This window comes from Azonexus fungiphilus (assembly GCF_003634965.1).
Lineage (GTDB): Bacteria > Pseudomonadota > Gammaproteobacteria > Burkholderiales > Rhodocyclaceae > Azonexus > Azonexus fungiphilus.
This window is the reverse complement of the sequence record NZ_RBXP01000014.1, coordinates 76,846-99,653: the sequence shown is the minus strand read 5'-3', so window position 1 is coordinate 99,653 and position 22,808 is coordinate 76,846. Positions and strand designations below refer to the sequence as shown.

Here is a 22,808-nt window from a genome sequence, read left to right as displayed (position 1 = left end):
AAGCGGTTTATAATCCGGCACCTACCGAGGGGCGCTGCAGGAGATCACTCCCAGGCTCGGTTCAAAACTGCGCTCACTGATCAACCCTGCCGGGCGCAGGGGGCCGCCGGTGAGCAACAACGCCGTTATTCCCCTCCCCGTCACAGTTATTGAGGAGCTTACTGTGGCCAATACCCAAGACTACGTCATTGCCGACATCAACCTTGCCGACTGGGGTCGCAAGGAAATCCGCATCGCCGAAGGCGAAATGCCGGGCCTGATGGCCATTCGCGAGGAATTCGCGAAGACCCAGCCGCTCAAGGGCGCACGCATCACCGGTTCGCTGCACATGACCATCCAGACCGCCGTGCTCATCGAGACGCTGACCGCGCTCGGCGCCGACGTCCGCTGGGCCTCGTGCAACATCTTCTCGACCCAGGACCACGCCGCCGCCGCCATCGCTGCCGCCGGCATCCCGGTCTTTGCCGTCAAGGGCGAAACCCTGGTCGATTACTGGGACTACACCCACCGCATCTTCGAGTGGGCCGACGGCGGCTACTCGAACATGATCCTCGACGACGGCGGCGACGCAACGCTGCTGCTGCACCTCGGCGCCAAGGCCGAGAAGGATCTTTCCGTGCTGGCCAAGCCGGGTTCGGAAGAAGAAACCATCCTGTTCGCCGCGATCAAGGCCAAGCTGGCCGTCGATCCGACCTGGTACTCGGTGCGCCTGGCCCAGATCAAGGGCGTGACCGAAGAAACCACCACCGGCGTCCATCGCCTGTACCAGATGCACCAGCGTGGCGACCTCAAGTTCCCGGCGATCAACGTCAACGACTCGGTCACCAAGTCCAAGTTCGACAACCTCTACGGCTGCCGCGAATCGCTGGTCGATGGCATCAAGCGCGCCACCGACGTCATGGTCGCCGGCAAGATCGCCGTGATCTGCGGCTACGGCGACGTGGGCAAGGGTTCGGCGCAAGCCATGCGTGCCCTGTCGGCGCAGGTCTGGGTCACCGAAATCGACCCGATCTGCGCCCTGCAGGCCGCCATGGAAGGCTATCGCGTCGTCACCATGGAATACGCCGCCGACAAGGCCGACATCTTCGTCACCACGACCGGCAACTTCCACGTCATCACCCATGACCACATGGTCAAGATGAAGAACAACGCCATCGTCTGCAACATCGGCCACTTCGACAACGAAATCGACGTCGCCTCGCTGGAAAAGTACCAGTGGGAAGAGATCAAGCCGCAGGTCGATCACGTCATCTTCCCGGACGGCAAGCGCATCATCCTGCTCGCCAAGGGCCGCCTGGTGAACCTCGGCTGCGCCACCGGCCACCCGTCCTACGTGATGTCCTCGTCGTTCGCCAACCAGACCATCGCCCAGATCGAGCTGTTCACCAAGACCGCCGACTACCCGGTCGGGGTGTACACGCTGCCCAAGCACCTGGATGAAAAGGTCGCCCGCCTGCAGCTGAAGACGCTCAACGTGCAGCTGACGACGCTGACGCAGCAGCAGGCCGACTACATCGGCGTGCCGGTGGAAGGCCCCTACAAGGCCGACCATTACCGCTACTGATCGTCCAAAGCTGCCATACAGGCCGCCCCGATGAGCATGAACTCCTTCCATGCCCGCCAGGGCGGTCGGCAACGTGACGAAAAACCGGTCAAGACGCCGGTCGACCGTCACGGCCTTCTGCGCGCCGACGCCCTGCTGGTCCAGCGCGGACTGGCGGCGTCGCGCACGCAGGCGCAGCGGCTGATCGGCGAAGGCCGGGTCCTCGCCGACGGCAAGGCGATCGCCAAGCCATCGCTGGAACTGCCGGCCGACGCCAGCCTCAGCGTTGTCGAAGACGAGAGCGACCGCTACGTTTCGCGCGGCGGCCTCAAGCTGGCCGGCGCCCTGGCGCACACCGGTCTGGCTGTCGCCGGCAGGACCTGCCTCGATGTCGGGCAATCCACCGGCGGCTTCACCGACTGCCTGCTGCAGGCCGGTGCCGCGCAAGTGGTCGGTGTCGATGTCGGTCACGGTCAACTGCACGCCAAGCTGAAAAACGACGGGCGCGTCAGCGCACTCGAAGGCATCAACTGCCGCGCGCTGACCGCCGCCGATCTCGGCGACGCCATGCCGGCCGGCGGTTTCGACCTGATCGTCGGCGACGTCTCCTTCATCTCGATGACCCTGGTGCTGCCGCAACTACCGGCGCTGCTCGCCGCCGACGGCGACCTGCTGCTGCTCATCAAACCGCAGTTCGAGGTCGGTCCGCACAACATCGGCAAGGGCGGCATCGTCCGTGACCCGTCGCTGTACCGCGAGGTCGAAGGGCGCTTCCTGGAAATTGCCAAAAAACTCGGGTTGACCGCCAAAGCCTGGCTCGACAGCCCCATCACCGGCGGCGACGGCAACCGCGAATTCTTTATCTGGCTGAAAAAATGAACACCAATATCTCGATCGAATTCTTCCCGCCGCAGACGCCCGAAGGCGTCGAAAAACTGCGCGCCACCCGGGCCGAACTGGCCAAGCTCAAGCCCGAGTTCTTCTCGGTCACCTACGGCGCTGGCGGCTCGACCCGCGAGCGCACCTTCGCCATCGTTCGCGAAATCGCCAGCGAAGGCTTCGACGCCGCGCCGCACCTGTCATGCATCGGCTCGACGCGTGAGTCGATCCGCGAAATCCTGGCCGAATTCAAGGCGACCGGCGTCCGCCGCATCGTCGCCCTGCGCGGCGACCTGCCCTCGGGCATGGCCGAGGCCGGCGAATTCCGCTACGCCAACGAACTGGTCGAATTCATCCGCGCCGAAACCGGCAGCCACTTCAGCCTAGAAGTCGCCGCTTACCCGGAATGGCACCCGCAGGCGCGCAGCCCGAAGGACGACCTCGACGCCTTCGCGCGCAAGGTCAAGGCCGGCGCCAACTCGGCGATCACGCAGTATTTCTACAACGCCGACGCCTACTTCCACTTCGTCGACGAAGCGCGCGCGCTTGGCGTCGACATCCCCATCGTGCCGGGCATCATGCCCATCGTCGGCTTCACCAAGCTGGCCCGCTTTTCGGACGCCTGCGGCGCCGACCTGCCGCGCTGGATGCGCAAGAAGTTCGAGAGCTTCGGCGACGACAGCGACTCGATCCGCGCCTTCGGCCTCGACCTGGTCACCGAGCTCTGCGAGCGCCTGCTCAAGGGCGGCGCCCCGGGGCTGCACTTCTACAGCATGAACCAGTCGGCGCTGACCACCGAAATCTGCCGCCGCCTCGGTTGAGGCAGCCAGGGCGGCGGGTTAAACTGCGTCGATGGAACGCCTTGAAGCCCTCCGCCTGGTTGCCGCACAGGCCCTTCACGGCGAGCTCGTCTTCCCGACCGGGCTCGACGTCTCGCTGACGCTGCTGCGCGCGCTCGACGACCCGGACTGCCACGTCGATCATGCCGTGCGCCTGGTCAAGGGCGATCCGCTACTCGCCGCGCGCGTCGTCGCGGTAGCCAACGCCAGCATCTACTGCCGCCCCGGCCAGCAGACCGCCGACCTGCGCCAGGCAGTCGCCCGCATCGGCCTGCGCACCACGCGCACGCTCGCCGTTGCCATCGCCACCCGACGCCTGGCCGGCACGCCGCAATCCCCGCGCCTGCGCGAAGCGGCAAACCGGCTGTGGGCACATACCAGCGAAGTCGCCGCGCTTGCTCAGGTGATCGCCCGCCGGGTCAGCCACGTCGATCCGGAAACCGCGTTTTTTGCCGGGGTCGTCCACGAAATCGGCGGTTTCTACCTGATCTCCCGTGCCGCCGACATGCCGACGCTACTCGACGGCGACCCGGGCGACTGGACCGAGGACAACGAAGCCATCGTCGGCCGCGCCATCCTCGCCCGACTCGACATTCCGCCGACCGTCTGCGCCGCCATCGAAGCGATGTGGGAAGGCTTGCGCTCCCTGCCGCCGGCAAGCCTCGGCGACACCCTGCTGCTCGCCGACGAACTGGCGCTGACGCCGTCGCCGCTGTACACCACCGACGCGACGCGTACCGCGGACAGCGCGCCGCAGATCGACGCCGTGGTCAACGAACGGACGCTGAGCGAAATCCTCGCCGAATCGGCCGGCGAAGTCGCCGAGCTGGCCGCTGCCCTGCGTCAGTAGCCCCCGCTCACGCCGACTGGCTGACGATCACGCTCTGGGCCGGCATCGGCGCCGGGAACCCGGCTTCGGCGAGGGCTTCGCGGATCACCCGGTTGCTGTCGAAATAAACCTGCCAGTAGTGGTCGTTGTTGCAGTAAGGGCGCACCGCCAGCACCGGGCCGACCAGCGTGAACTCGAGGATTTCGACATCGACCGCCGGGCTTGCCAGGACGTTCGGCACCGCCGCGATCCGCTCGCGCAGCAGCGCGATCGCCGCCTGATGGTCGGCCGCCCCCGCCAGCTGGCACTTCAGATCGACACGGCGGAAGGGATTGGCCGAGAAATTCTGGATGTTGTCGGCAAAGATCTTGTTGTTGCCGACCACCGTCGCGATGTTGTCGGGCGTGTTGATCGTCGTTGCGAACAGGCCGATCTCGGTCACCGTACCGACGGTTCCTGCCACCGTGACAAAATCGCCGACCTTGAACGGTCGCAGCACGATCAGGAAGGCGCCGGCGGCGAAGTTGGCAAGCAAGCCGGCCCAGGCCGCCCCGATCGCGATACCGGCACCGGCGACGAGCGCGGCGAAAGTCGTGGTCTGAACCCCGAAATAGCCGAGGATGCCGATCACCAGCAGGATGTTCAGGGTCACGTTGACGATCGAACCGACGTAGCGCATCAGCGTCGGATCGACCTTCTGGCGCTCCAGCGAGGCGCGCAGCAGACGGATTGCCAGGCCGATCAGCCAGCGCCCGACGACCCAGAAGACGATGGCGGCAAGAACCTTGAAACCGACGTCGGTCAACGCGGTCACGAAAATATCCTGGTAACGACTGATTTCCTGCTCGTTCATGGTGCCCTCCGGGGCGGTCAGATGGAGAGAAAAAATTCTAGCCACTCCCGTCGCCGAAAGGATGGCGCGGCACATATCTTCACAAATCGTAAAAACCGTTGACGTTCCCCCGACGCCTCCCTATAATGCGCGCTTCCCGTGTGGGCCGGGTCGGTAGCTCAGTCGGTAGAGCAGCGGACTTTTAATCCGTTGGTCGCGAGTTCGAATCTCGCCCGACCCACCAGGTGAAAAAATTCTGGGTCGTTAGCTCAGTTGGTAGAGCAGCGGACTCTTAATCCGTAGGTCGAGTGTTCGAATCACTCACGACCCACCAGAATTCAAGCGGCTTCCCAAGCGGAAGCCGTTTCCATTTCTACCCCAGTCGAAGTTAGGCCCGCGCCGGCACATCGTGGCGCGGACAATCCAGCCCAGCTAAGACTCAGCCGCCCCCCGTTCCGCCCAGCGTTGCGCCAGCACGCCTCCAACAGCCAGTTGCAAGGGGTGGTAGATCATGATCGGCATCAGGATCAATCCAAGCGCCGGATTGGCCCCGAAGATGAGATGCGCCATCGGCACACCGGACGCGAGCGTCTTTTTCGAGCCGCAGAAAACCGCGGCGATCCGGTCCTCGATCGGCAAGCCGAACAAGCGGCCGAGCAACCGGGTCAACACCAGTACGATGGCAAAGAGAAGCACGCTGCCGACAACGGTTTCCAGCAGGATGAGCGGACCATAGCTGGACCAGACCCCCTCTTTCACCGTATCGGCAAAAGAGGTGTAAACCAGGGTCAGGATGGTCAGCCGGTCCACCACCTGGATGCGGCTTTTATGACGACCAGCCCAGCCAGCCAGCACAGGGCGCAAGAGCTGCCCCAGGACCAGGGGCAGAACCAGCCACAGCAACAGGTCGACGATGACCGGCCAGACATCGAAAACGGCGCCGCTACTGCCAAGAATCCAGGCCATCCAGAACGGCGTCAGGACGACGCCAATCAAGCTCGACAGCGTGGCATTGAAGACGGCTACCGGCACATTCCCGCGAGCCGCAACGGTAAGTGCAACCGATGACGAAACGGTGGACGGCAGCGCGCAGAGGTAGAAAAACCCCAGCTGCAGGTCGGCCGACATCCAGCCAGTGGAAGCCATGAGCAACAACCAGCCGAGGCCGGGAAAGATCAGGAAGGTGCTGGCCTGAATCAGCAAATGCACCTTCCAGCGCAGCGCACCATCCTTGAGCGAGGCCAGCGAAAGGCCCAGGCCGTTGAGAAAGAAAACCAGGGCGATACCGATCTTGTTGAGTAGTTCCGGATGCAGGAAGCCGCCCTTGGCACCCGGCGACGGCCAGATGAACGCCAGGGCGACGGCAACCAGCATGCCCTTGAGAAACCAGTCGAATTTGAATTTCATGTTGTCGTATGACCTTGTCGGGATTCGAAGAAGTCCGGGCGCGGCAAGCTACCAGGCCGCGACACAGCCGTCGCTGCGCGGATCTTCGCCGCCCTCGATCCAGCCATCCGGATGCAGGACCAGCGCCCCGGCGTGCCCCATGCGCTCGTCGAAATCGCCAGCCACTTCAACCGGGTGGCCTAGCGCGCGCAATTTGTCGATGATTTCCGGCGCATAGCGCGACTCCAGCTTCAAGCTCGTACTCTGCTCCGCCCAGGTCCGGCCCAGCAACCAGCGCGGTGCGGCAACCGCCGAACGGACATTGTGGCCGCCCCAGACATAACGCGAGAAGATCGCCGCTTGCGTCTGCGGCTGGCCTTCGCCCCCCATCGTGCCGTACACCAGCAGGCGACCGTCGTCGAGGCGCGCCATCGCGGGGTTCAGCGTGTGGAAGGGTTTGCGCCCCGGCGCCAGGCTGCGCAACTGGTTCGGCCGCAGACCGAAGGAGCAGCCGCGGTTCTGCCACCAGATGCCGGTCTGCGGCAGGACGACGCCGCTGCCGAATTCGAAGTAGATGCTCTGGATCATGCTCACCGCACGGCCTTCGGCATCGACGACACCCATCCAGGTGGTGTCGCCATCGGAGTTCGGCGCCGGCCACGGACTGGCCTTGTCGAAAGGCACGGCTGCCGCCAGCGCAGCCACGGTCGAGTCGCCAAGCAGACCGGATGGATCGATCTGCATCGCCGCCGGATCGGTGACGTACTTGTCGCGCACGATGAAGGCCTGCTTCGTGGCTTCGACCAGCGCATGGATGCCTTCGACGTTGTCCGGATTCCAGCCGGCCTGGCGGATGCGGTCGTAGATGCCGAGGATGAGCAGCGATGCCAGGCCCTGGGTTGGCGGCGCCATGTTGTAGACCTTGCCGCAGGACAACTTCACCTCGAGCGGCGCCTTGATTTCAGCCTGGTGACGGGCGAGATCGGCGACCGTAATCGGACTGCCGACGGCGGCCAGGTCGGCGCCAACCTGCTGCGCCAGTTCGCCGCGATAGAAATCGTCGGCACCGGCCCGCGCCAGCTGTTCGAGAGTCGCTGCCAGGGCCGGGAAACGATGGCGCTGACCATAGGCCGGAACCTTGCCATCGGCCAGGAATGCGTCGGCGAAGCCGGGCTGGGCCTGCAGTTCCGCCAATTTGTTGCGGGTGTTTTCTTCCTGGCTGTGAGTGACCGGAAAGCCTTCCCGCGCATAGTGGATGGCGCTTTCGAGCAGGCGGGCGAAAGGCAGCCGACCGCCCCACTCGCGGCGACTGAATTCGTAGGCCGCGCCCCAGCCGGAGAGCGTACCGGCCACCGTATTGGCAGCCAGCGGGCCGCGCCAGGGAATGCTCGTCAAGCTGCCGTAAAGTTCGCGGGTGACGCCGGCACCGGCCGCGCCACAGGCATCGATCGAGCGCATCGGCTGGCCCGGCGCATGCATCAGCCAGAAGCCGTCGCCGCCGATGCCGGTCATGTGTGGATAGACCACCGCGAGGGTGGCGGCAACGGCAATGGTCGCTTCAATGGCATTGCCGCCGTCGCGCAGGATGTCGAGGCCGGCCTGGGCCGCCAGGGAATGCGAGGCGACAACGGCGCCACGGGTTGCGAGGATGGGTTTCATGCCGATTCGCCCTTCAAGTTTTGTTTGCTGGTGGACGGGAGACCCCAGGCCGGCGCAACACGATTGGTTGCGCTGCGAGCCGAGAGCAGATGCGAGCGCATCTCCCGGTAAGTGGTGATGACATCGTGGGCAAGGATGGCTTCGACAATCACCGAATGCTCTTCGAAGGACTCACCCATCCGCTCGAGATTGCGGAACTGCGTCCGGCGGAAGGGTGAAACGCGATAGCGCAGGCTGGTCGCCAGATCGATCAGTACCGGGTTGTAGCAACCGCGGATGATCGTTGCGTGCAACTCCAGGTTGGCCGCATCGTAGCGATCGATATCGCCCGCCTGCATCGCCGCGCGTCCCTCGGCGTGCAGCTCGCGCATCCGGCTTCGATCCTCCTCGGTCATGCGTAAAGCGGCGTGACGAGCACAAGCAGCTTCCAGCTCGCCGATCGCTTCGAACATCTGGTCGAGCTGGTCGACGGTCAGTTCGGCAACGACCGAACCGCGGTTCGGCCGGGTATCGACCAGGCCCATGATGGCGAGCTGCTTGAGCGCTTCGCGCACCGGCGTCCGCGAAACGTTGAAGCGGGCAGCGAGGCCGACTTCGTCGAGCCGCGAACCAGGCGCCAGATTGCCGAGCACGATTTCGTCGGCAATATGGCGACAGACATCATCAGCCAGCCCGCCCCGACTGCGCGCAGCCTCCAAGGAAAGGATGCTCATCAGGCCGCCTCCGCCAGAGGCATCAACGGATGCCAGCAAGCCACGGCCTGCCCCGCAGAGGAAAGGAGTGGCGGCACCCGGGACCGGCAAGCTTCATCGGCATGCTTGCACCGAGGCGCGAAGCTGCAGCCCGGGGGCAAAGCGGCCAGGTCCGGCGGCGAACCGGGCACCGCCATTAGCGGCTGCCCCCGGTTTTCCGTACCGACCGTGGCGGCCAGCAAACCGGCCGTGTAGGGATGACGTGGTGCCCGGACAAGCTGTCCGACCGGCCCCTGCTCGACAATTCGTCCTGCATACATCACGGCAATGCGGTCGGCGACTTCAACGGCGGCACCGATGTCGTGGGTCACGAAAATCACCGACATGCCGGTTTCGCGTTGCAACTCACGCAACAGCAACAGGATCTGGATTTGTACCGTGGCATCGAGCGCCGTCGTCGGCTCGTCGGCGAGCAGCAGCTTGGGCTGGCAGGCCAGTGCCAGCGCGATCATCGCGCGCTGACGCATGCCACCGGAAAGTTCGTGTGGATAGGCATCGAAACGCCGCTTTGCCTGCGGAATCTGCACCCGTTCGAGCATCAGCAGCGCCCGGGCGCGCGCGGCCTGCTCTGTGACCGACTCGTGGGCCCGGATCGCTTCGGTGATCTGCTGACCGACGGTGTAGACCGGATCGAAAGCCAGGCCCGGTTCCTGGAAGACCATGGAAACCGTGCCGCCGCGATATAGCTCGAGCGCCCGCCCTTTGAGGGCAAGCACATCCTGACCGTCGACCAGCATCCGACCCCGGATTTTCGTCGTCCGCTCCGGATGCAGGCGCAGCAAGGTGCGTAGCGTCACGCTCTTGCCCGAACCGGACTCGCCGAGCAAGCCGAGCACTTCGCCGGCCGCCAGTTCGATATTGACCTCGTTCAACGCACTCGCCTTGCGGTTGCCGCAGAACTGCACCGACAAATCCTGCAGGGATACCAGGGGTGTCGTCATGATTGAACCTCCGAAAGAGCAGCGGGATGCCCCGAAGCCGGGTCATTGAGATGACAGGCAGCCTGATGTGCCGGCTCGCCGGGCAAGCCGAGCAATATGGGTGCGTGGCTGGCACACACCGGATCGGCATGCGGACAGCGGTCGCGGAAGCGGCAGCCGCCCGGCGGGTTGATCGGGTTGGGAGGGTCGCCGGCGAGCGGGGAGGCCTGCGTCCGCCGCTCAGGATCCATCGATGGCACGGCGGAAAGCAGCGCCCGCGTGTAGGGATGCGCCGCCTGGCCGTAGATGCGCTCGACCGGGCCGGTTTCGACGACCTGGCCGAGATACATCACCATTACGTAGTCCGAGATGTAATGCACCACGTGCAGGTCGTGCGAGATGAACAGGTAGGTCAGCTGGCGCTCGGCCTTGAGTTCCTGCAACAGGTTGAGCACCTGCGCCTGCACCGACTTGTCGAGTGCCGCGACGGCCTCGTCGAGAATCACCAGGCGCGGATCGAAGGCCAACGCCCGGGCAATATTGACGCGCTGGCGCTGGCCGCCGGACAACTCGTGCGGATAGCGGCTGGCGAACTGCGCGGGCTCCAGTCCGACGCGTGCCAGCAGTGCATGCGCCTGCTGCATTGCCGCCGCCTTCGGCATGCCGTGCACGCAAGGCCCATAGGCAATGGTTTCGGCGATGGTCAGTCGAGGATTGAGGGAAGCAAATGAATCCTGAAAAACCATCTGCAAGTTGCGCCGGAACTCCTTGAGGCGGATGCCTCCGAATTCGTCGACGCCCTCGCCATCGAACACCATGCTGCCCGAATCGGCAGGCATCAGGCGGGCAATCAGGCGGGCGGTGGTCGATTTGCCGCAGCCCGATTCGCCGACGATGCCCAGCGTCTTGCCCTTCGGCACCGAGAAGCTGACGCCATCGACTGCATGGACGTATTTTCTGGTCTTTTCCAGCGCTTGGCCGCGCACGGCAAAGTGCTTCTTGAGATTGCGCACAATCAGCAGCGGCTGGGCTGGACCGCCCCGGTCCTGAACCGGGGCCTGGGAGTAGGAAGAGGTATTCATCGACGGATGTCCATGGCCGAGCGCACGCTATCTGCAAGCAGATTGAATGCGATGGAAGTAATGAAGATCAGCGCACCGGGCAGTGCCGCGATCCAGGGATTGACGTAGATCGCCGAGCGCAGCGTGTTGAGCATCAGGCCCCACTCCGGCTCCGGCGGCTTGACGCCAAGGCCGAGGAAGGAGAGTCCGGACGCCAGGATCATGCTGACGCTGAGCAGACCGGTGGCATAGACGAAGACGGGACCGAGGACGTTGCCCAGCACATGTACGCGGATGATCGAGAAGGCGCTGGCACCACTCATTCGTGCCGCCTCGATGTAATCGAGCTGGCGCACCTGGGTGGTGACGCTTTCGGCGACCCGCACCACCTGCGGCACGAAGACCAGGGTCAGCGCCAGCAGGCTGTTGCTCATGCCCGGCCCGAGCGCGCCGGAAATCGCCACGGCGAGCAGCACCGAGGGGAAGGCGTAGAACACGTCGAGGACGCGCATGATGACCATGTTGACCTTGCCGCCGACGTAGCCGGCAAAGAGGCCGATCGCGGTGCCGATCCCGAAGGCGGCGAGTACCGGTACGACGCCCATGAGCAGCGACAGGCGCCCCCCATGCATCAAGCGTGAGAGCATGTCGCGGCCGAGCTCGTCGGTGCCGAGCAGGAAGCCGGGGCTGCCGATCGGCAGCAGGCGCTTGATCATGCTCGCCTTGAAGGGATCGGCCGGCGCCAGCCAGGGCGCGAAGACGGCGGCGCCGATGATGATCAGCAGGACCAGGCCGGCGGCCAGCGCCATCGGATCGTGCCGCAGCTGGCGCCAGACGACCAGCCAGTAGCTGCGGCTCGGGGCCTGAGCGGCTACGGCGGCGGCCGGCAGGGAAAGTTCAAGAGAAGCAGACATCGATAGTCTCCGTTCAGCCGCGGCCCATGCGCGGGTCGATCAGCGGTTGCAGGATGTCCACCAGCAGGTTGAGGACGACGAAGAACATGCAGAGCACGAGGATGGTTCCCTGCAGCAGCGGGATGTCACGCTGGAAGATCGCGGTATTGAGCAGGAAACCCGTGCCCGGCCAGGCGAAGACGGTCTCGACCAGGATCGAGCCGCCCATCAGGTAGCCTATCTGCAGGCCGGCGACGGCAAGCACGGTCGGTGCGGTGTTCTTGGCGATGTGACGGAAGATGGCGATGGCGGACAGGCCGCGCGCCCGCAGTGCGGCGACGAACTCCTGCTCCAGCATGTCGGCGACCAGGGCGCGTACGGTGCGGGTGATGATGCCCATCGGGATCACCGACAGGGTCAGCGCCGGCAGCACCAGGTGACGCAGGTGTTCGACATCCCACAGCCATTCGGAAGAACCGCCGGGGCCTGCGCCCATCGCCGGAAACCAGGGCAGCCAGATGGAAAAGACGATGGTCAGCACGAGGCCCAGCCAGTAGTGGGGAATGCTGACGCCGATCACCGAAACGACGGTGGCGACGCGGTCGATCCAGGTGCCGTGGCGGTAGCCTGCCAGGGCGCCGAGGATGCAGCCGATCAGGACGCCGCCGAGTGCCGCCATGCCGGCAAGCAGCAGCGTGTTGCTGACGGCGCTCAGCACTTCGGCGGTGACGGCACGCCCGGAAGCGATCGAGGTGCCGAGGTCGCCCTGCACGGCACGCAGCAGCCACAGGCCGTATTGCACCGGCACCGGCTTGTCGAGGCCGTAGGCACTCTTCAGGGCAACGATGACCTCTTCCGGCGCGTCAGCCGGGGCGATGGCATTGAGCGGATCGCCCGGCGCCAGATAGACGAGCACGAAGGAAACCACCGTCACGCTCAGCGCGATGGGGATGGCGTAGAGCAGACGCTTGATGATGTAGGCAAACATGAGGCGCTTTCTTCAATCCGGCGACAGCCGGTGAATGGCCGGGGCGAACCCCGGCCCGGTGGGTCACATGCGGATGGTGGTCAGGTCCTGGAACCAGTGCTGGGCCTGGACGAACTCCTTGACCTTGGGCGAGATGGCATGCGGATTGACGTCATGCACCACCCACAGCATCAGCGCGTCATCGACCATGGATTGATGGACGAAGGAGAGCAGCCCGTCCTGCTTCTTGGTATCGAAGGTGGTGCGCACCTGATCAAGCGCGGTATCGACCTTGGGGTTGTTGTAGCCGCCCCAGTTCACGCCGTTCGGCGCCACGTAACGGCTGTCGGCGAAGCGGGTCAGCGCGTAGAAGGGGTCGGCGGTGACATAGCCGAGGTTGATCGCGGTGATCCCCTTGCCGGCGTTCATGTCGGCCTTGGCACCGCTACGCCAGTGCAGGTAGAGGTTTTCCAGCTCGACCACTTCGAAGCTCACCTGGATGCCGATTTCGGCCAGGCTCTGCTGGATGAACTCGTTCATCGGCAAGGACAGCATCTGGCCGGTGCCGCCCTGGGCGATGATGACCTTGGCCTTGAGCGGCTTGGCCTGGCTGTAGCCGGCCTGGGCCATCAAGGCACGGGCGGCCGGCAGGTCGTAGCCGATCTTGAATTCCGGCTTGCCAAACCACGGGCTGGTCGGGTCGAGCTGGCCCTTGGCCGGCGTCGCCAGGCCACTCATCAGGCTGACCACCGCACTGCGGTCGATCGCCAGGTTGGCGGCCTTGCGCACCCGGATGTCGGTCCACGGCGAACCGGGCTGGGTCGAGAAGTGATACGGCCATACGTGCGGCGTGACGTTCTGCACCAGCTTGAAGCCGGCGCCCTTCAACTGCGGCAGGACATCGGGCGGCGGCGTTTCGATGATGTCGACCTGGCCGTTGAGCAATGCGTTGGCGCGGGTCATCGCGTCGGGAATCGGCACCAGCACGATGCGATCGGTCTTGGCCATGCGCGCCTTGTCCCAGTAGGCGGTGTTCTTGACCAGGTCGGCCCGCTCGCGCGGCACCAGCTTGTCGAGCTTGAACGGACCGGTGCCGGACGGCTTGCTGGCGACCTTGTTCCAGTCCTTGCCCATCTTTTCCCACTGCGTCGGGCTGGAAATCAGGAACCACGGCAACTGGTAAGGGAACAGTGCGTCGATTTCCTTGGTCGTGATCTCGACCGTGTAGTCATTGACCTTGCGATAGGACGCAATCGACGGAATGCGCGGGCGCACCTGGGCGCTCTGCTTGGCATCGAACTGCGGCGACTTGTCGGCGAGCACCTTGTCGAGGTTCCAGACCACGGCGTCGGCATTGAACTCGGAACCGTCGTGGAACTTGACCCCCTTGCGCAGCGTGAAGAGCCATTTCTTGTTGTCCTTGGCATCGACCTTCCACTCGCTGGCCAGGCCCGGCACCAGCTTGCCCGGACGATTGCCGACGTTGGCCTCCCAGGCGACCAGCGGGTCGTACAGGGTGTGGCCGGTGAACTGGTAGGCACCGGCACCGCGATCCGGCTGACCGGTGGTCAGCGGAATGTCGGCCATGGAAATGCCGTAGCGGGCGACGGTTTCTGCATGCAAACCGCCATGCAGGGTGAGGGCCAGGGGAAGCGCCGCCAGCCAGCGTGAAAGCTTGGTGAATTGGGGGGTCATGTGGATCTCCAAAGGGGTGAAAACACTTGGGAGATTGCATGCAATGTGCCAATTCAACGGGGTTCCGGAATGTATTTCCTAAAGAACTGTTGGATATAAAAAAATTTGCAGATTGTTCTTTGCCGGAAAATCAGCTGCCGCCGCCGGGGCGGAAAAAGCGCCGCAGGATTGCATGCAAAACGCACTCGACCGGGGCGTGTCGCTGCCGGAATTAACCAGATTGGGGCGCGCCGAAGCAGGCCCGGCGGACAACCGGGCAAGCCCCTGCGTTTTTGCGTCGCCCAAACGCAACTGCCGGCGCAAGGCCGGCAGTCAAGGGGTGAAAAACCCGGGAATTTAACGGTCGACCGTTACTTGCGGCCGAATTTCTCCGCCAGTTCGAGCAGCTTCTTCTGCTTGACCGCCTCGGCCTTGGCCGCGGCCTCCTGGGCCTTGCGCTGCTCGGCCTGCTTCTTGAAGCGCTCCTTGAGCAGTTCGGCGGCGTGCTGGCGGTTTTCGTCGGTGACTTCGCCGGCCTGGCTGCCGTCGAGGTTGAGACGGTGCGTCGCCTTTTCCATCTCGCGCAGGTAACGCGTCGCCATCGTGTGGCTGCGCATCGCCAGGCGGACCGACTTCTTGCTCACCTCGGGCAGCGCGGCGAACAGCTGCTTGTCGATGCCGATGGCCAGCGGACTGTAGTTGCGGAAGACATCGAAGCGGCTTTGCAGGTCCTTGAGCAGGCTGCGGACATCGACGGGCTTGTCGTTGGCGACGGGGGTGGCGGATTCGGCGGTGGTCATGATGAGTACGGTCGGATCAAGGCGCGAAGGGTAGCACGAATGCGCCCCTTCGTGCCCCGAAATGGCGTTCAGACGCCGTTCTGGCGGAACCAGTCGAGCATCCGGCGCCAGCCGTCCTCGGCCTCTTCCTTGCGATAGCTCGGCCGGTAATCGGCGTGGAAGGCATGCGGCGCATTGTCGTAGAGGTGGATCTGCGAGGCCCTGGCCGCCGGGCTACCGGTCTTCAGCGCGGCTTCCATGGCGTCGACGGTGTCGACCGGGATGCCGGTATCGACGCCACCGTAGAGGCCGAGCACCGGTGCCCGCAACTCGCCGACCAGGTCGATCGGGTGGCGCGGATTGTAGGCATTGACCGGGCTGACCAGGCGCCCGTACCAGGCGACGCCGGCCTTGACCCCGGGATTGTGGGCGCTGTACAGCCAGGTGATGCGGCCGCCCCAGCAGAAACCGGTGATCGCCAGGCGAGCGCTGTCGGCGCCCTGCCCGGCGGCCCAGGCGACCGTTGCATCGAGGTCCTTCATCACCTCGGCGTCGGGCGTCTTGCTGCTGATCCTGTCGATGATCTCGGCGACGCTCTCGATCTTGCGCGGATCGCCCTGGCGGGCGAACAGCTCGGGGGCGACGACGAAATAGCCGAGCTTGGCCAGGCGACGCGCGGTGTCGCGGATGTATTCATGGACGCCGAAGATTTCCGAAATCAGCAGCACCACCGGCGCCCGGGCGACGCCGGCCGGGGCCGCCCGGTAGGCGACCATCGCGCCGTCGTGCACCGGCACCTTGACCTCGCCCTCGAGCAGGCCGGCGGCATCGGTGCGGATCGCCGTCTGCGCGGCGACCGGCAGGGTCGCCAGGGCGAAACCGGCACCCAGGCTGGTGACCAGGAAACTGCGCCGGTCGAAGGCCTGCGCCGGGACCAGACTGTCGAATTCCTTGCTTTCGTTCATCGGGTACTCCTCCTTGGGGTTACATCAGGACGATGTCGTACTGCTCGGGCGAATAACTGGGTTCGGATTGCAGGGAAACCGATTTGCCGATGAAGTCGGACAGCATCGCCAGCGACTGCGACTCCTCGTCGAGGAACAGGTCGACGACCGCCGGGCCGGCCAGGATGCGGTACTCGCGGGCGTTGAACTGACGCGCCTCGCGCAGCAGTTCGCGGAGGATCTCGTAGGCGACGGTGCGCGCCGTCTTCACCTCGCCGCGGCCGCCGCAAGTCGGGCACGGCTCGCACAGCACGTGCGCCAGCGATTCGCGGGTGCGCTTGCGGGTCATCTCGACCAGGCCGAGATGGGTGAAGCCGTTCACCGTCAGCCGCGTGTGGTCGCGCGACAGCGCCTTGTTGAACTCTTCCAGCACCGACTTCTTGTGCTCCTCGTTTTCCATGTCAATGAAATCGACAATGATGATGCCGCCGAGGTTCCGCAAGCGCAGCTGGCGGGCGATGGTGACCGCCGCCTCGAGGTTGGTCTTGAAGATGGTGTCGTCGAAGTTGCGCACGCCGACGAAGCCGCCGGTATTGACGTCGATCGTCGTCATCGCCTCGGTCTGGTCGATGATCAGGTAGCCGCCCGACTTGAGGTCGACGCGGCGGGCCAGCGCCTTCTGGATTTCCTCCTCGACCCCGTGCAGGTCGAACAGCGGCCGCTGGCCGGTGTAGTGGTCAAGCAGCGGGCCGACCGCCGGCGTGTATTCCTCGGCGAACAGCGTCAGTTTCTGGAAATTCTCCCGCGAGTCGATGACGATGCGCGAGGTTTCCGGATTGACGAAGTCGCGCAGCACGCGCTGCCCCAGCGACAGCTCCTGATAGAGCAGGCTGGGCGGCGCGCTGGTCCGTGCCTTGTCGCGGATGTCGGCCCAGGTCTTGCGCAGATAGGCGATGTCGGTGGCGAACTCGGCGTCGCTGGCATTCTCGGCCATGGTCCGGACGATGAAGCCGCCGGGTTCGTCGGCCGGCACCAGACGGGTGATCTTCTCGCGCAGCATCTCGCGCTCGGCTTCGGCCTCGATGCGCTGCGAGATGCCGATATGTTTTTCCTGCGGCAGATGCACCAGCATGCGGCCGGCGATCGAGATCTGCGTCGACAGGCGCGCCCCCTTGGTCCCGATCGGATCCTTGACGACCTGGACGACGATGCTCTGGCCCTCCGCGAGGATCCGCTCGATCGGCCGCTCCTGCGCCGTTTCGCGCGGCTGCCAGATGTCGGCGACGTGGAGGAAGGCGGTGCGCTCGAGGCCGACATCGACGAAAGCCGACTGCATGCCGGGCAGGATGCGCACGATACGCCCGAGATAGACGTTGCCGACCAGACCGCGGCTGGCGGTGCGCTCGATGTGCAGCTCCTGGACGACCCCCTGTTGCATGACGGCAACGCGGGTTTCCTGCGGCGTGAAATTGATCAGGATTTCTTCGGACATAGTCTCTACAATTCGCGGTTTTTGCTGGATTCTACTATGCGCAAGGCCCCCGAACTTCTCGCTCCCGCCGGCTCGCTGGCGATGATGCGGACCGCCTTCGCCTTTGGCGCCGACGCGATCTACGCCGGCCAGCCGCGCTACAGCCTGCGCGTGCGCAACAACGAGTTCGGCACGCTGGAGAAACTCGGCGCCGGCATCGCCGAGGCGCACGCCCTGGGCAAGCAGTTCTTCGTCGTCAGCAACATCATTCCGCACAACGCCAAGCTCGCCACCTACCTCGCCGACATGGCGCCGGTGATCGCGCTCAAGCCGGACGCGCTGATCATGTCCGACCCCGGCCTGATCGATATGGTACGCACGCAGTGGCCGGACCAGGTCATCCACCTGTCGGTGCAGGCCAACACGGTGAACTGGGCGGCGGTCCGTTTCTGGCAAAAGATGGGCGTCGACCGTGTGATCCTGTCGCGCGAGCTATCGCTCGACGAAGTCGCCGAAATCCGCCAGCAATGCCCGGACATCGAGCTCGAGGTCTTCGTGCACGGCGCGCTGTGCATCGCCTATTCCGGCCGCTGCCTGCTCTCCGGCTACTTCAACCACCGCGACCCGAACCAGGGCACCTGCACCAATTCCTGCCGCTGGGACTACAAGGTATCGACCTCGGACGGTCAACCGGTCAATTTTTACGAAAACCGCGACCAGGAAATCCTGCTCGAGGAACGCCAGCGCCCCGGCGAACTGATGCCGATCGAGGAAGACGAGCACGGCACCTACATCATGAACTCGAAGGACCTGCGCGCCATCGAGCACGTCCATCGGCTGACCGAGATCGGTGTCGACTCGCTGAAGATCGAGGGCCGCACCAAGAGCCCCTACTACGTCGCCCGCACCTGCCAGGCCTACCGCCAGGCGGTCGACGACGCCGTCGCCGGCCGCCCGTTCAACCCGGAACTGCTGGCCGACCTGGAAAACCTGGCCAACCGCGGCTACACCGACGGCTTCTACCAGCGCCACCACGACGCCGATTACCAGAACTACCTGCGCGGCCATTCCGAATCGGAGCGCAGCCAGTACGTCGGCGACGCCGTCGCCTTCGATACGGCGCGCGGCCTGATGCAGGTCGAGGTCAAGAACCGCTTCCACCTCGGCGACCGCATCGAATGCGTGCACCCGCAAGGCAACCTGAACGCCACCATCGGGCGCCTGGAAAATGCCGCCGGCGAGCCGTTGACCGTCGCACCGGGCAGCGGCCACCGGGTGTGGATCGATTTGCCCGAGCGGTACACCGATTCCTTCGTCGCGCGTTACTTCTGAATCGCCCGCTGCCAACCTAATCCAGAATAATGGCCACCGCCTCACGCATGCCGCTGATCGACGCCCTCAAGGCCGTCGCCTCGCAACTCGTCCTGCTCCATCACATGGCGCTCTACGGCCCGCTGGCCGTGGCCGTCGCCGCGACCTTCCCGGAAATCGCCGAGTGGCTGACCGAGTACGGGCGGATGGCGGTCCAGGTCTTTCTCGTCGTCGGCGGCTTTCTCGCCGCCCGCAGCCTGTCGCCGGCGGCCGGCGCACTGCGCGCCAACCCGCTGCCGCTGATCGGCCGCCGCTACCTGCGCCTGGTGCTGCCGTTCATGGTCGCGATCAGCCTCGCCGTCGCCGTTTCGGCGCTCGCCAACCAATGGCTCGACGATCCGGCCGTACCCGAGCAGGCCACCCCCGGCCAGTGGCTGGCGCACGCGCTGCTGGTGCACGGCGTGCTCGGCAGCGAGTCGCTGTCGGCCGGCGTCTGGTACGTCGCCATCGACTTCCAGCTGTTCGCGCTGCTGGCGCTGCTGCTCTGGCTCGGCCGCAACCGCGCCGGCGCCCTGCTGGCGGTGCTCGGCCTGGCAATCATCTCGCTGTTCTGGTTCAACCGCGACAGCAGCCTCGACAACTGGGCGATCTATTTCTTCGGCTCCTACGGCCTCGGTGCCGCCGCCTGGTGGGCGTCGACCCGGCCGCGCGCCGCCGGCTGGCTGCTGCTCGCGGCGGCGATCGGGGGTGCCGCGCTGCTCGTCGATTTCCGCCCGCGCATCGCGATCGCGCTGGCGGTCGCCCTGCTCCTCGGGGGCGCCCGCCTCGGCGGCCAGCTCGAGCGCTGGCCGGCCAGCCGCGTGCCGGCCTTCCTCGGCCGCATCTCCTACGCCGTCTTCCTGGTGCACTTCCCGGTGCTGCTGCTGATCAATGCGCTGTTCGCCGCACATCCGGCCGAGGACCCGGCAGCGGTCGCCTGGTGGGCGATGTTCGCCTGGGTCAGCTGCCTGTGGGCCGGGCTCGCTTTCCACCGCTGGGTCGAGCTGCCGCTCGGCGGCTGGCGCTTCGTGCTGCCGGCTAGTCTGCGAGTTCGGCGCGGGCGCGGAAACAGTCCAGCGCTTCCGGATTAGCCAGCGCCTCGACGTTCTTCACCGGCCGGTCGTGCACCACGTTGCGCACGGCCAGTTCGACGATCTTGCCCGACTTCGTGCGCGGAATGTCCTGGACCTGCACGATCCGCGCCGGCACGTGGCGCGGCGTCGTGTTGTCGCGGATCTGCCGCTTGATCCGGTCGACCAGCGCGGCGTCGAGGACGGCGCCCTCGGCCAGCTTGACGAAGAGCACCACGCGCACGTCGTCGTTGCGCCCCGGCGGCCAGTCCTGGCCGATCACCAGGGCTTCCAGCACCTCCGGCAGCTGCTCGACCTGACGGTAGATCTCGGCGGTGCCGATGCGCACGCCTCCAGGGTTCAGCGTCGCGTCCGAGCGGCCGTAGATGATCATGCCGTCGTGCGCGGTCAGCTCCGAGAAATCGCCGTGGCACCAGATGTTCGGGAAACGCTCGAAATAGGCGGCGCGGTACTTGCTGCCGTCGGCATCGTTCCAGAATCCGACCGGCATCGCCGGGAACGGCCGGGTGCACACCAGTTCGCCCTTGGCGCCGCGTAGCGGACTGCCGTCCTCGTCGAACACCTCGACCGCCATGCCCAGGCCGCGACACTGGATCTCGCCGCGATAGACGGGCAGCACCGGGTTGCCAAGCACGAAGCAGGAAACGATGTCGGTGCCGCCGGAAATCGAGGCGAGCAGGATGTCCTGCTTGATCTCGCGATAGACCCAGTCGAAGCCTTCCGGCGACAGCGGGCTGCCGGTCGAGAACATGGCGCGCAGGGCGGCGAGATCGTGCGTCCTGCCCGGCGTCAGGCCGAGCTTGGCGGCGGCGTCGATGAACTTGGCCGAGGTGCCGAAGTGGGTCATTTTCTCCGCCGCGGCATAGTCGAACAGCACCGCGCCGCCGGCCGCGAACGGCGAGCCGTCATAGAGCAGCAGCGTGGCCCCGGCGGCCAATCCGGAGACCAGCCAGTTCCACATCATCCAGCCGCAGGTGGTGAAATAGAAGAGACGATCGCCCGGGCGCACGTCGCTGTGCAGGACGTGCTCCTTGAGGTGCTGCAGGAGCACGCCGCCGTGGCAATGGACGATGCACTTGGGAACGCCGGTGGTGCCGCTGGAGAACATGATGAAGAGCGGGTGGTCGAAGGCGACGCGTTTGAAAATCGGCGTTTTCGGGCCGTCGACCGTCAACATCTGCTGCCAGCCGACGGCATTGGCGATGCCGTCGAGCACCGGCGTCGCGTTCAGGTAGGGAACGACCACGGTGTGCCGCAGCGACGGCATGCGGGCGGCGACCTCGGCATTCTTGGCCAGGCAATCGACCGGCTTGCCGTTGTACCAGTAGCCATCGACGCAGACCAGCACCTTCGGCTCGATCTGGCCGAAGCGGTCGAGCACGCCCTGGACGCCGAAGTCGGGCGAGGCCGACGACCAGATCGCGCCGAGCGCCGTCGTCGCCAGCATCGCCGCCAGCGTCTCGGGCAGGTTGGGCAGGTAGCCGGCAACGCGGTCGCCAACGCCGACGCCGGCAGCGATCAGGAACTGCTGGAAGCGGGCGACCTCGGCATGCAGCTCGGCATGCGTCCAGCGCCGCTCGACCTTGTTCTCGCCGCGGAAGACCAGCGCCTCGCCGGCGTCCGGGCCGCGGCGCAGCAGGTTCTCGGCGTAATTCAGGCGGGCCTGCGGGAACCAGCGCGCGCCGGGCATCCGGTCGCCGTCCTCGAGCACCGTCTCGCCGCGCTCGCCGAGCACGCCGCAGAAGCGCCAGACCTCGGTCCAGAAGGCCGCCGGGGCATCGACCGACCACTGCCACAGTTCGCCATAGCGGCCATGGCCGGTCGCCTGCATGAACTGCGCCATGCGCGTGTCGCCGACGGTGGCGGGATTCGGGGTCCACAGCGGGGTGGCGTCGCTGGCGTAGCTCATGGCGTCTCCTGTCGTTATTGGTCGCAGACGCCAAAGATAGCAGGAGATCGCCGGCGCGGATTGTCGCCCGCCGGACAAAGCCGCTCAGAAAGCGTAGCGCCCCTGCAGCCAGAAGCGCCGGCCCTCGGCGCGGTTGTGCGCGCCCGACTCGACCTGCAGCTTGGCCACCAGCCCGAGGCCGGGCGCCGGCGACCAGGCCAGGTAGGGACCAAGCGCCTCGACGGCGCCGCGGTTGCCGTCGCCATTGACCGCGGCGCCGGCCTGGCGGTCGTCGCTGGTCTGGCGATAGACATAGCCGTTGATCCCGGCCGACCAGCCGGGCGCGAAGCGGTAGCCGCCGCTGAACTCGAGGCTGAGCTCGTTGCCGGAGCGGTAGTCGGTGGCGTCGTTGCGGCCATTGATCGCATGGCGCAGCCGGGCCGAGGCCTCCCAGCGCCCGGGCAGCCAGGTGACGCCGTAGAGCGCGGCGAGCTGCCAGGCATTGCGGCCGACATTGAGCGGCCGGTCGCGGTTGTAATGCCCGCTCGGCAGGATCAGCTCGAGGCCGGCGATGTGATGCAGCGTCGCACCGTGCCAGCCGAGCAGCAGCGGTGCCACGGTCAGGTCGCCGGGGCCGCGCGTCGCGCCGCCGCGGTCGAGCGCCGGCTGCGGCGCCGGACGGGCGATCGCCAGGTCGAGGGCGAGACTGGGCAGCGGCAGCACGATGCGGCTCTCGAGGCTGGCGCCGGCCAGCCGGACGCCCCGCCAGACATGCGACAGGCGCAGCGCGACGACGTCGGCGCGCAGTCCGAAGTCGGCGAAGCGGCGGTTGTCGCCGCCATCGTTGCCGCGCGCCCGGTCGGCCGCGTAATGCTGGTAGTAGACCAGCAGGTGGCTGCCCTCGGGCAGCATCATGCCGCTGGAATTGGTCTCGACGCCGATCGCGTAGGCATTGCCGCCGCCCTCGGTGGCGGCGGCCGGCGCCAGGCTGCCGAGCAACGCGATGGCACAAGCGGCGAGGCAGGCAGTCTTCATCATTTTCCCCGGAACG

20 protein-coding genes, 2 tRNA genes and 1 riboswitch are annotated in these 22,808 nt (G+C 65.8%); of the genes, 8 read left to right on the top strand and 14 right to left on the bottom strand.

All coding sequences use genetic code 11. From position 1 onward, the window contains the following. Positions 1-20: 20 nt before the first annotated feature. A riboswitch (S-adenosyl-L-homocysteine riboswitch) is annotated at positions 21-82 on the top strand. A gap of 81 nt (positions 83-163) precedes the next feature. From ahcY to DFR40_RS08065, 4 genes are read left to right on the top strand one after another with little or no spacing between them, the layout of a single operon-like run. Next, positions 164-1,564, top strand: coding sequence for an adenosylhomocysteinase (gene ahcY, locus DFR40_RS08080; RefSeq protein WP_121457986.1), 1,401 nt, complete (start codon positions 164-166; stop codon positions 1,562-1,564). 30 nt (positions 1,565-1,594) lie between these two features. Beyond that, positions 1,595-2,422 carry a TlyA family RNA methyltransferase gene (locus DFR40_RS08075; RefSeq protein ID WP_121457985.1) on the top strand — a complete coding sequence of 276 codons (828 nt, stop codon included), beginning with the start codon at positions 1,595-1,597 and terminating at the stop codon, positions 2,420-2,422. After that, a complete protein-coding gene (gene metF / locus DFR40_RS08070; protein WP_121457984.1) occupies positions 2,419-3,243 on the top strand; it encodes a methylenetetrahydrofolate reductase [NAD(P)H] in 825 nt (274 codons plus the stop codon). The genes DFR40_RS08075 and metF overlap by 4 nt, the downstream gene beginning before the upstream one ends. 31 nt (positions 3,244-3,274) lie before the next feature. Continuing rightward, on the top strand, positions 3,275-4,111 hold the full coding sequence (locus tag DFR40_RS08065; protein WP_121457983.1) for an HDOD domain-containing protein: 837 nt from the start codon (positions 3,275-3,277) through the stop codon (positions 4,109-4,111). 7 nt (positions 4,112-4,118) lie between these two features. Here the strand turns inward: DFR40_RS08065 and DFR40_RS08060 are convergent, their stop codons facing one another. Beyond that, entirely contained in the window at positions 4,119-4,943 is an 825-nt protein-coding gene (locus DFR40_RS08060; protein ID WP_121457982.1) for a mechanosensitive ion channel family protein, read from the bottom strand. A gap of 147 nt (positions 4,944-5,090) precedes the next feature. Between DFR40_RS08060 and DFR40_RS08055 the strand changes: the two genes are divergently transcribed. Beyond that, positions 5,091-5,166 (top strand) — tRNA-Lys (locus tag DFR40_RS08055). A 14-nt stretch (positions 5,167-5,180) separates the two neighbouring features. Beyond that, positions 5,181-5,256, top strand: a tRNA-Lys gene (locus DFR40_RS08050). A 98-nt stretch (positions 5,257-5,354) separates the two neighbouring features. On the opposite strand, the gene DFR40_RS08045 is transcribed toward DFR40_RS08050, so the two are convergent. From DFR40_RS08045 to rng, 11 genes are all read right to left on the bottom strand, one after another. After that, positions 5,355-6,329: a bile acid:sodium symporter family protein gene (locus DFR40_RS08045; RefSeq protein ID WP_121457981.1), complete on the bottom strand. Its 975-nt coding sequence runs from the start codon at positions 6,327-6,329 to the stop codon at positions 5,355-5,357. Between the two features lie 48 nt (positions 6,330-6,377). Then, positions 6,378-7,967, bottom strand: coding sequence for a gamma-glutamyltransferase family protein (locus DFR40_RS08040; RefSeq protein WP_121457980.1), 1,590 nt, complete (start codon positions 7,965-7,967; stop codon positions 6,378-6,380). Continuing rightward, on the bottom strand, positions 7,964-8,680 hold the full coding sequence (locus tag DFR40_RS08035) for a GntR family transcriptional regulator (protein WP_121457979.1): 717 nt from the start codon (positions 8,678-8,680) through the stop codon (positions 7,964-7,966). Before DFR40_RS08035 ends, DFR40_RS08040 begins: the two co-directional genes overlap by 4 nt. Further along, on the bottom strand, positions 8,680-9,660 hold the full coding sequence (locus DFR40_RS08030) for an ABC transporter ATP-binding protein (protein ID WP_121457978.1): 981 nt from the start codon (positions 9,658-9,660) through the stop codon (positions 8,680-8,682). Before DFR40_RS08030 ends, DFR40_RS08035 begins: the two co-directional genes overlap by 1 nt. Then, entirely contained in the window at positions 9,657-10,721 is a 1,065-nt protein-coding gene (locus DFR40_RS08025; RefSeq protein WP_121457977.1) for an ABC transporter ATP-binding protein, read from the bottom strand. Before DFR40_RS08025 ends, DFR40_RS08030 begins: the two co-directional genes overlap by 4 nt. After that, entirely contained in the window at positions 10,718-11,614 is an 897-nt protein-coding gene (locus tag DFR40_RS08020) for an ABC transporter permease (RefSeq protein WP_121457976.1), read from the bottom strand. The genes DFR40_RS08025 and DFR40_RS08020 overlap by 4 nt, the downstream gene beginning before the upstream one ends. A 13-nt stretch (positions 11,615-11,627) precedes the next feature. After that, positions 11,628-12,581 (bottom strand): ABC transporter permease, encoded by a 954-nt coding sequence (locus DFR40_RS08015; protein ID WP_121457975.1) that lies wholly within the window; start codon positions 12,579-12,581, stop codon positions 11,628-11,630. A gap of 63 nt (positions 12,582-12,644) precedes the next feature. Continuing rightward, on the bottom strand, positions 12,645-14,255 hold the full coding sequence (locus tag DFR40_RS08010; protein WP_121457974.1) for an ABC transporter substrate-binding protein: 1,611 nt from the start codon (positions 14,253-14,255) through the stop codon (positions 12,645-12,647). A gap of 350 nt (positions 14,256-14,605) precedes the next feature. Then, positions 14,606-15,034, bottom strand: a complete 429-nt coding sequence (locus tag DFR40_RS08005) for a ProQ/FINO family protein (protein WP_121457973.1) — start codon at positions 15,032-15,034, stop codon at positions 14,606-14,608. Positions 15,035-15,102: 68 nt separating this feature from the next. Beyond that, the gene (locus DFR40_RS08000; protein WP_121457972.1) at positions 15,103-15,978 is read right to left on the bottom strand and encodes a dienelactone hydrolase family protein; all 876 of its coding nucleotides are present in this window, start codon (positions 15,976-15,978) and stop codon (positions 15,103-15,105) included. 19 nt (positions 15,979-15,997) lie between these two features. Then, complete coding sequence (gene rng / locus DFR40_RS07995; RefSeq protein ID WP_121457971.1) at positions 15,998-17,449, bottom strand: ribonuclease G; 1,452 nt, start codon at positions 17,447-17,449, stop codon at positions 15,998-16,000. A gap of 36 nt (positions 17,450-17,485) precedes the next feature. On the opposite strand from rng, the gene trhP reads away from it, so the two are divergent. Then, on the top strand, positions 17,486-18,760 hold the full coding sequence (gene trhP / locus DFR40_RS07990) for a prephenate-dependent tRNA uridine(34) hydroxylase TrhP (RefSeq protein WP_121457970.1): 1,275 nt from the start codon (positions 17,486-17,488) through the stop codon (positions 18,758-18,760). Positions 18,761-18,789: 29 nt separating this feature from the next. After that, positions 18,790-19,869 (top strand): acyltransferase family protein, encoded by a 1,080-nt coding sequence (locus DFR40_RS07985; RefSeq protein ID WP_245985641.1) that lies wholly within the window; start codon positions 18,790-18,792, stop codon positions 19,867-19,869. Here the strand turns inward: DFR40_RS07985 and DFR40_RS07980 are convergent. Together DFR40_RS07980 and DFR40_RS07975 are read right to left on the bottom strand one after the other, a co-directional pair. Then, positions 19,817-21,778 carry an acetoacetate--CoA ligase gene (locus DFR40_RS07980; RefSeq protein ID WP_121457968.1) on the bottom strand — a complete coding sequence of 654 codons (1,962 nt, stop codon included), beginning with the start codon at positions 21,776-21,778 and terminating at the stop codon, positions 19,817-19,819. The genes DFR40_RS07985 and DFR40_RS07980 overlap by 53 nt on opposite strands. Positions 21,779-21,862: 84 nt before the next feature. Next, positions 21,863-22,792, bottom strand: coding sequence for a SphA family protein (locus DFR40_RS07975; RefSeq protein ID WP_211329763.1), 930 nt, complete (start codon positions 22,790-22,792; stop codon positions 21,863-21,865). Positions 22,793-22,808: the final 16 nt, after the last annotated feature.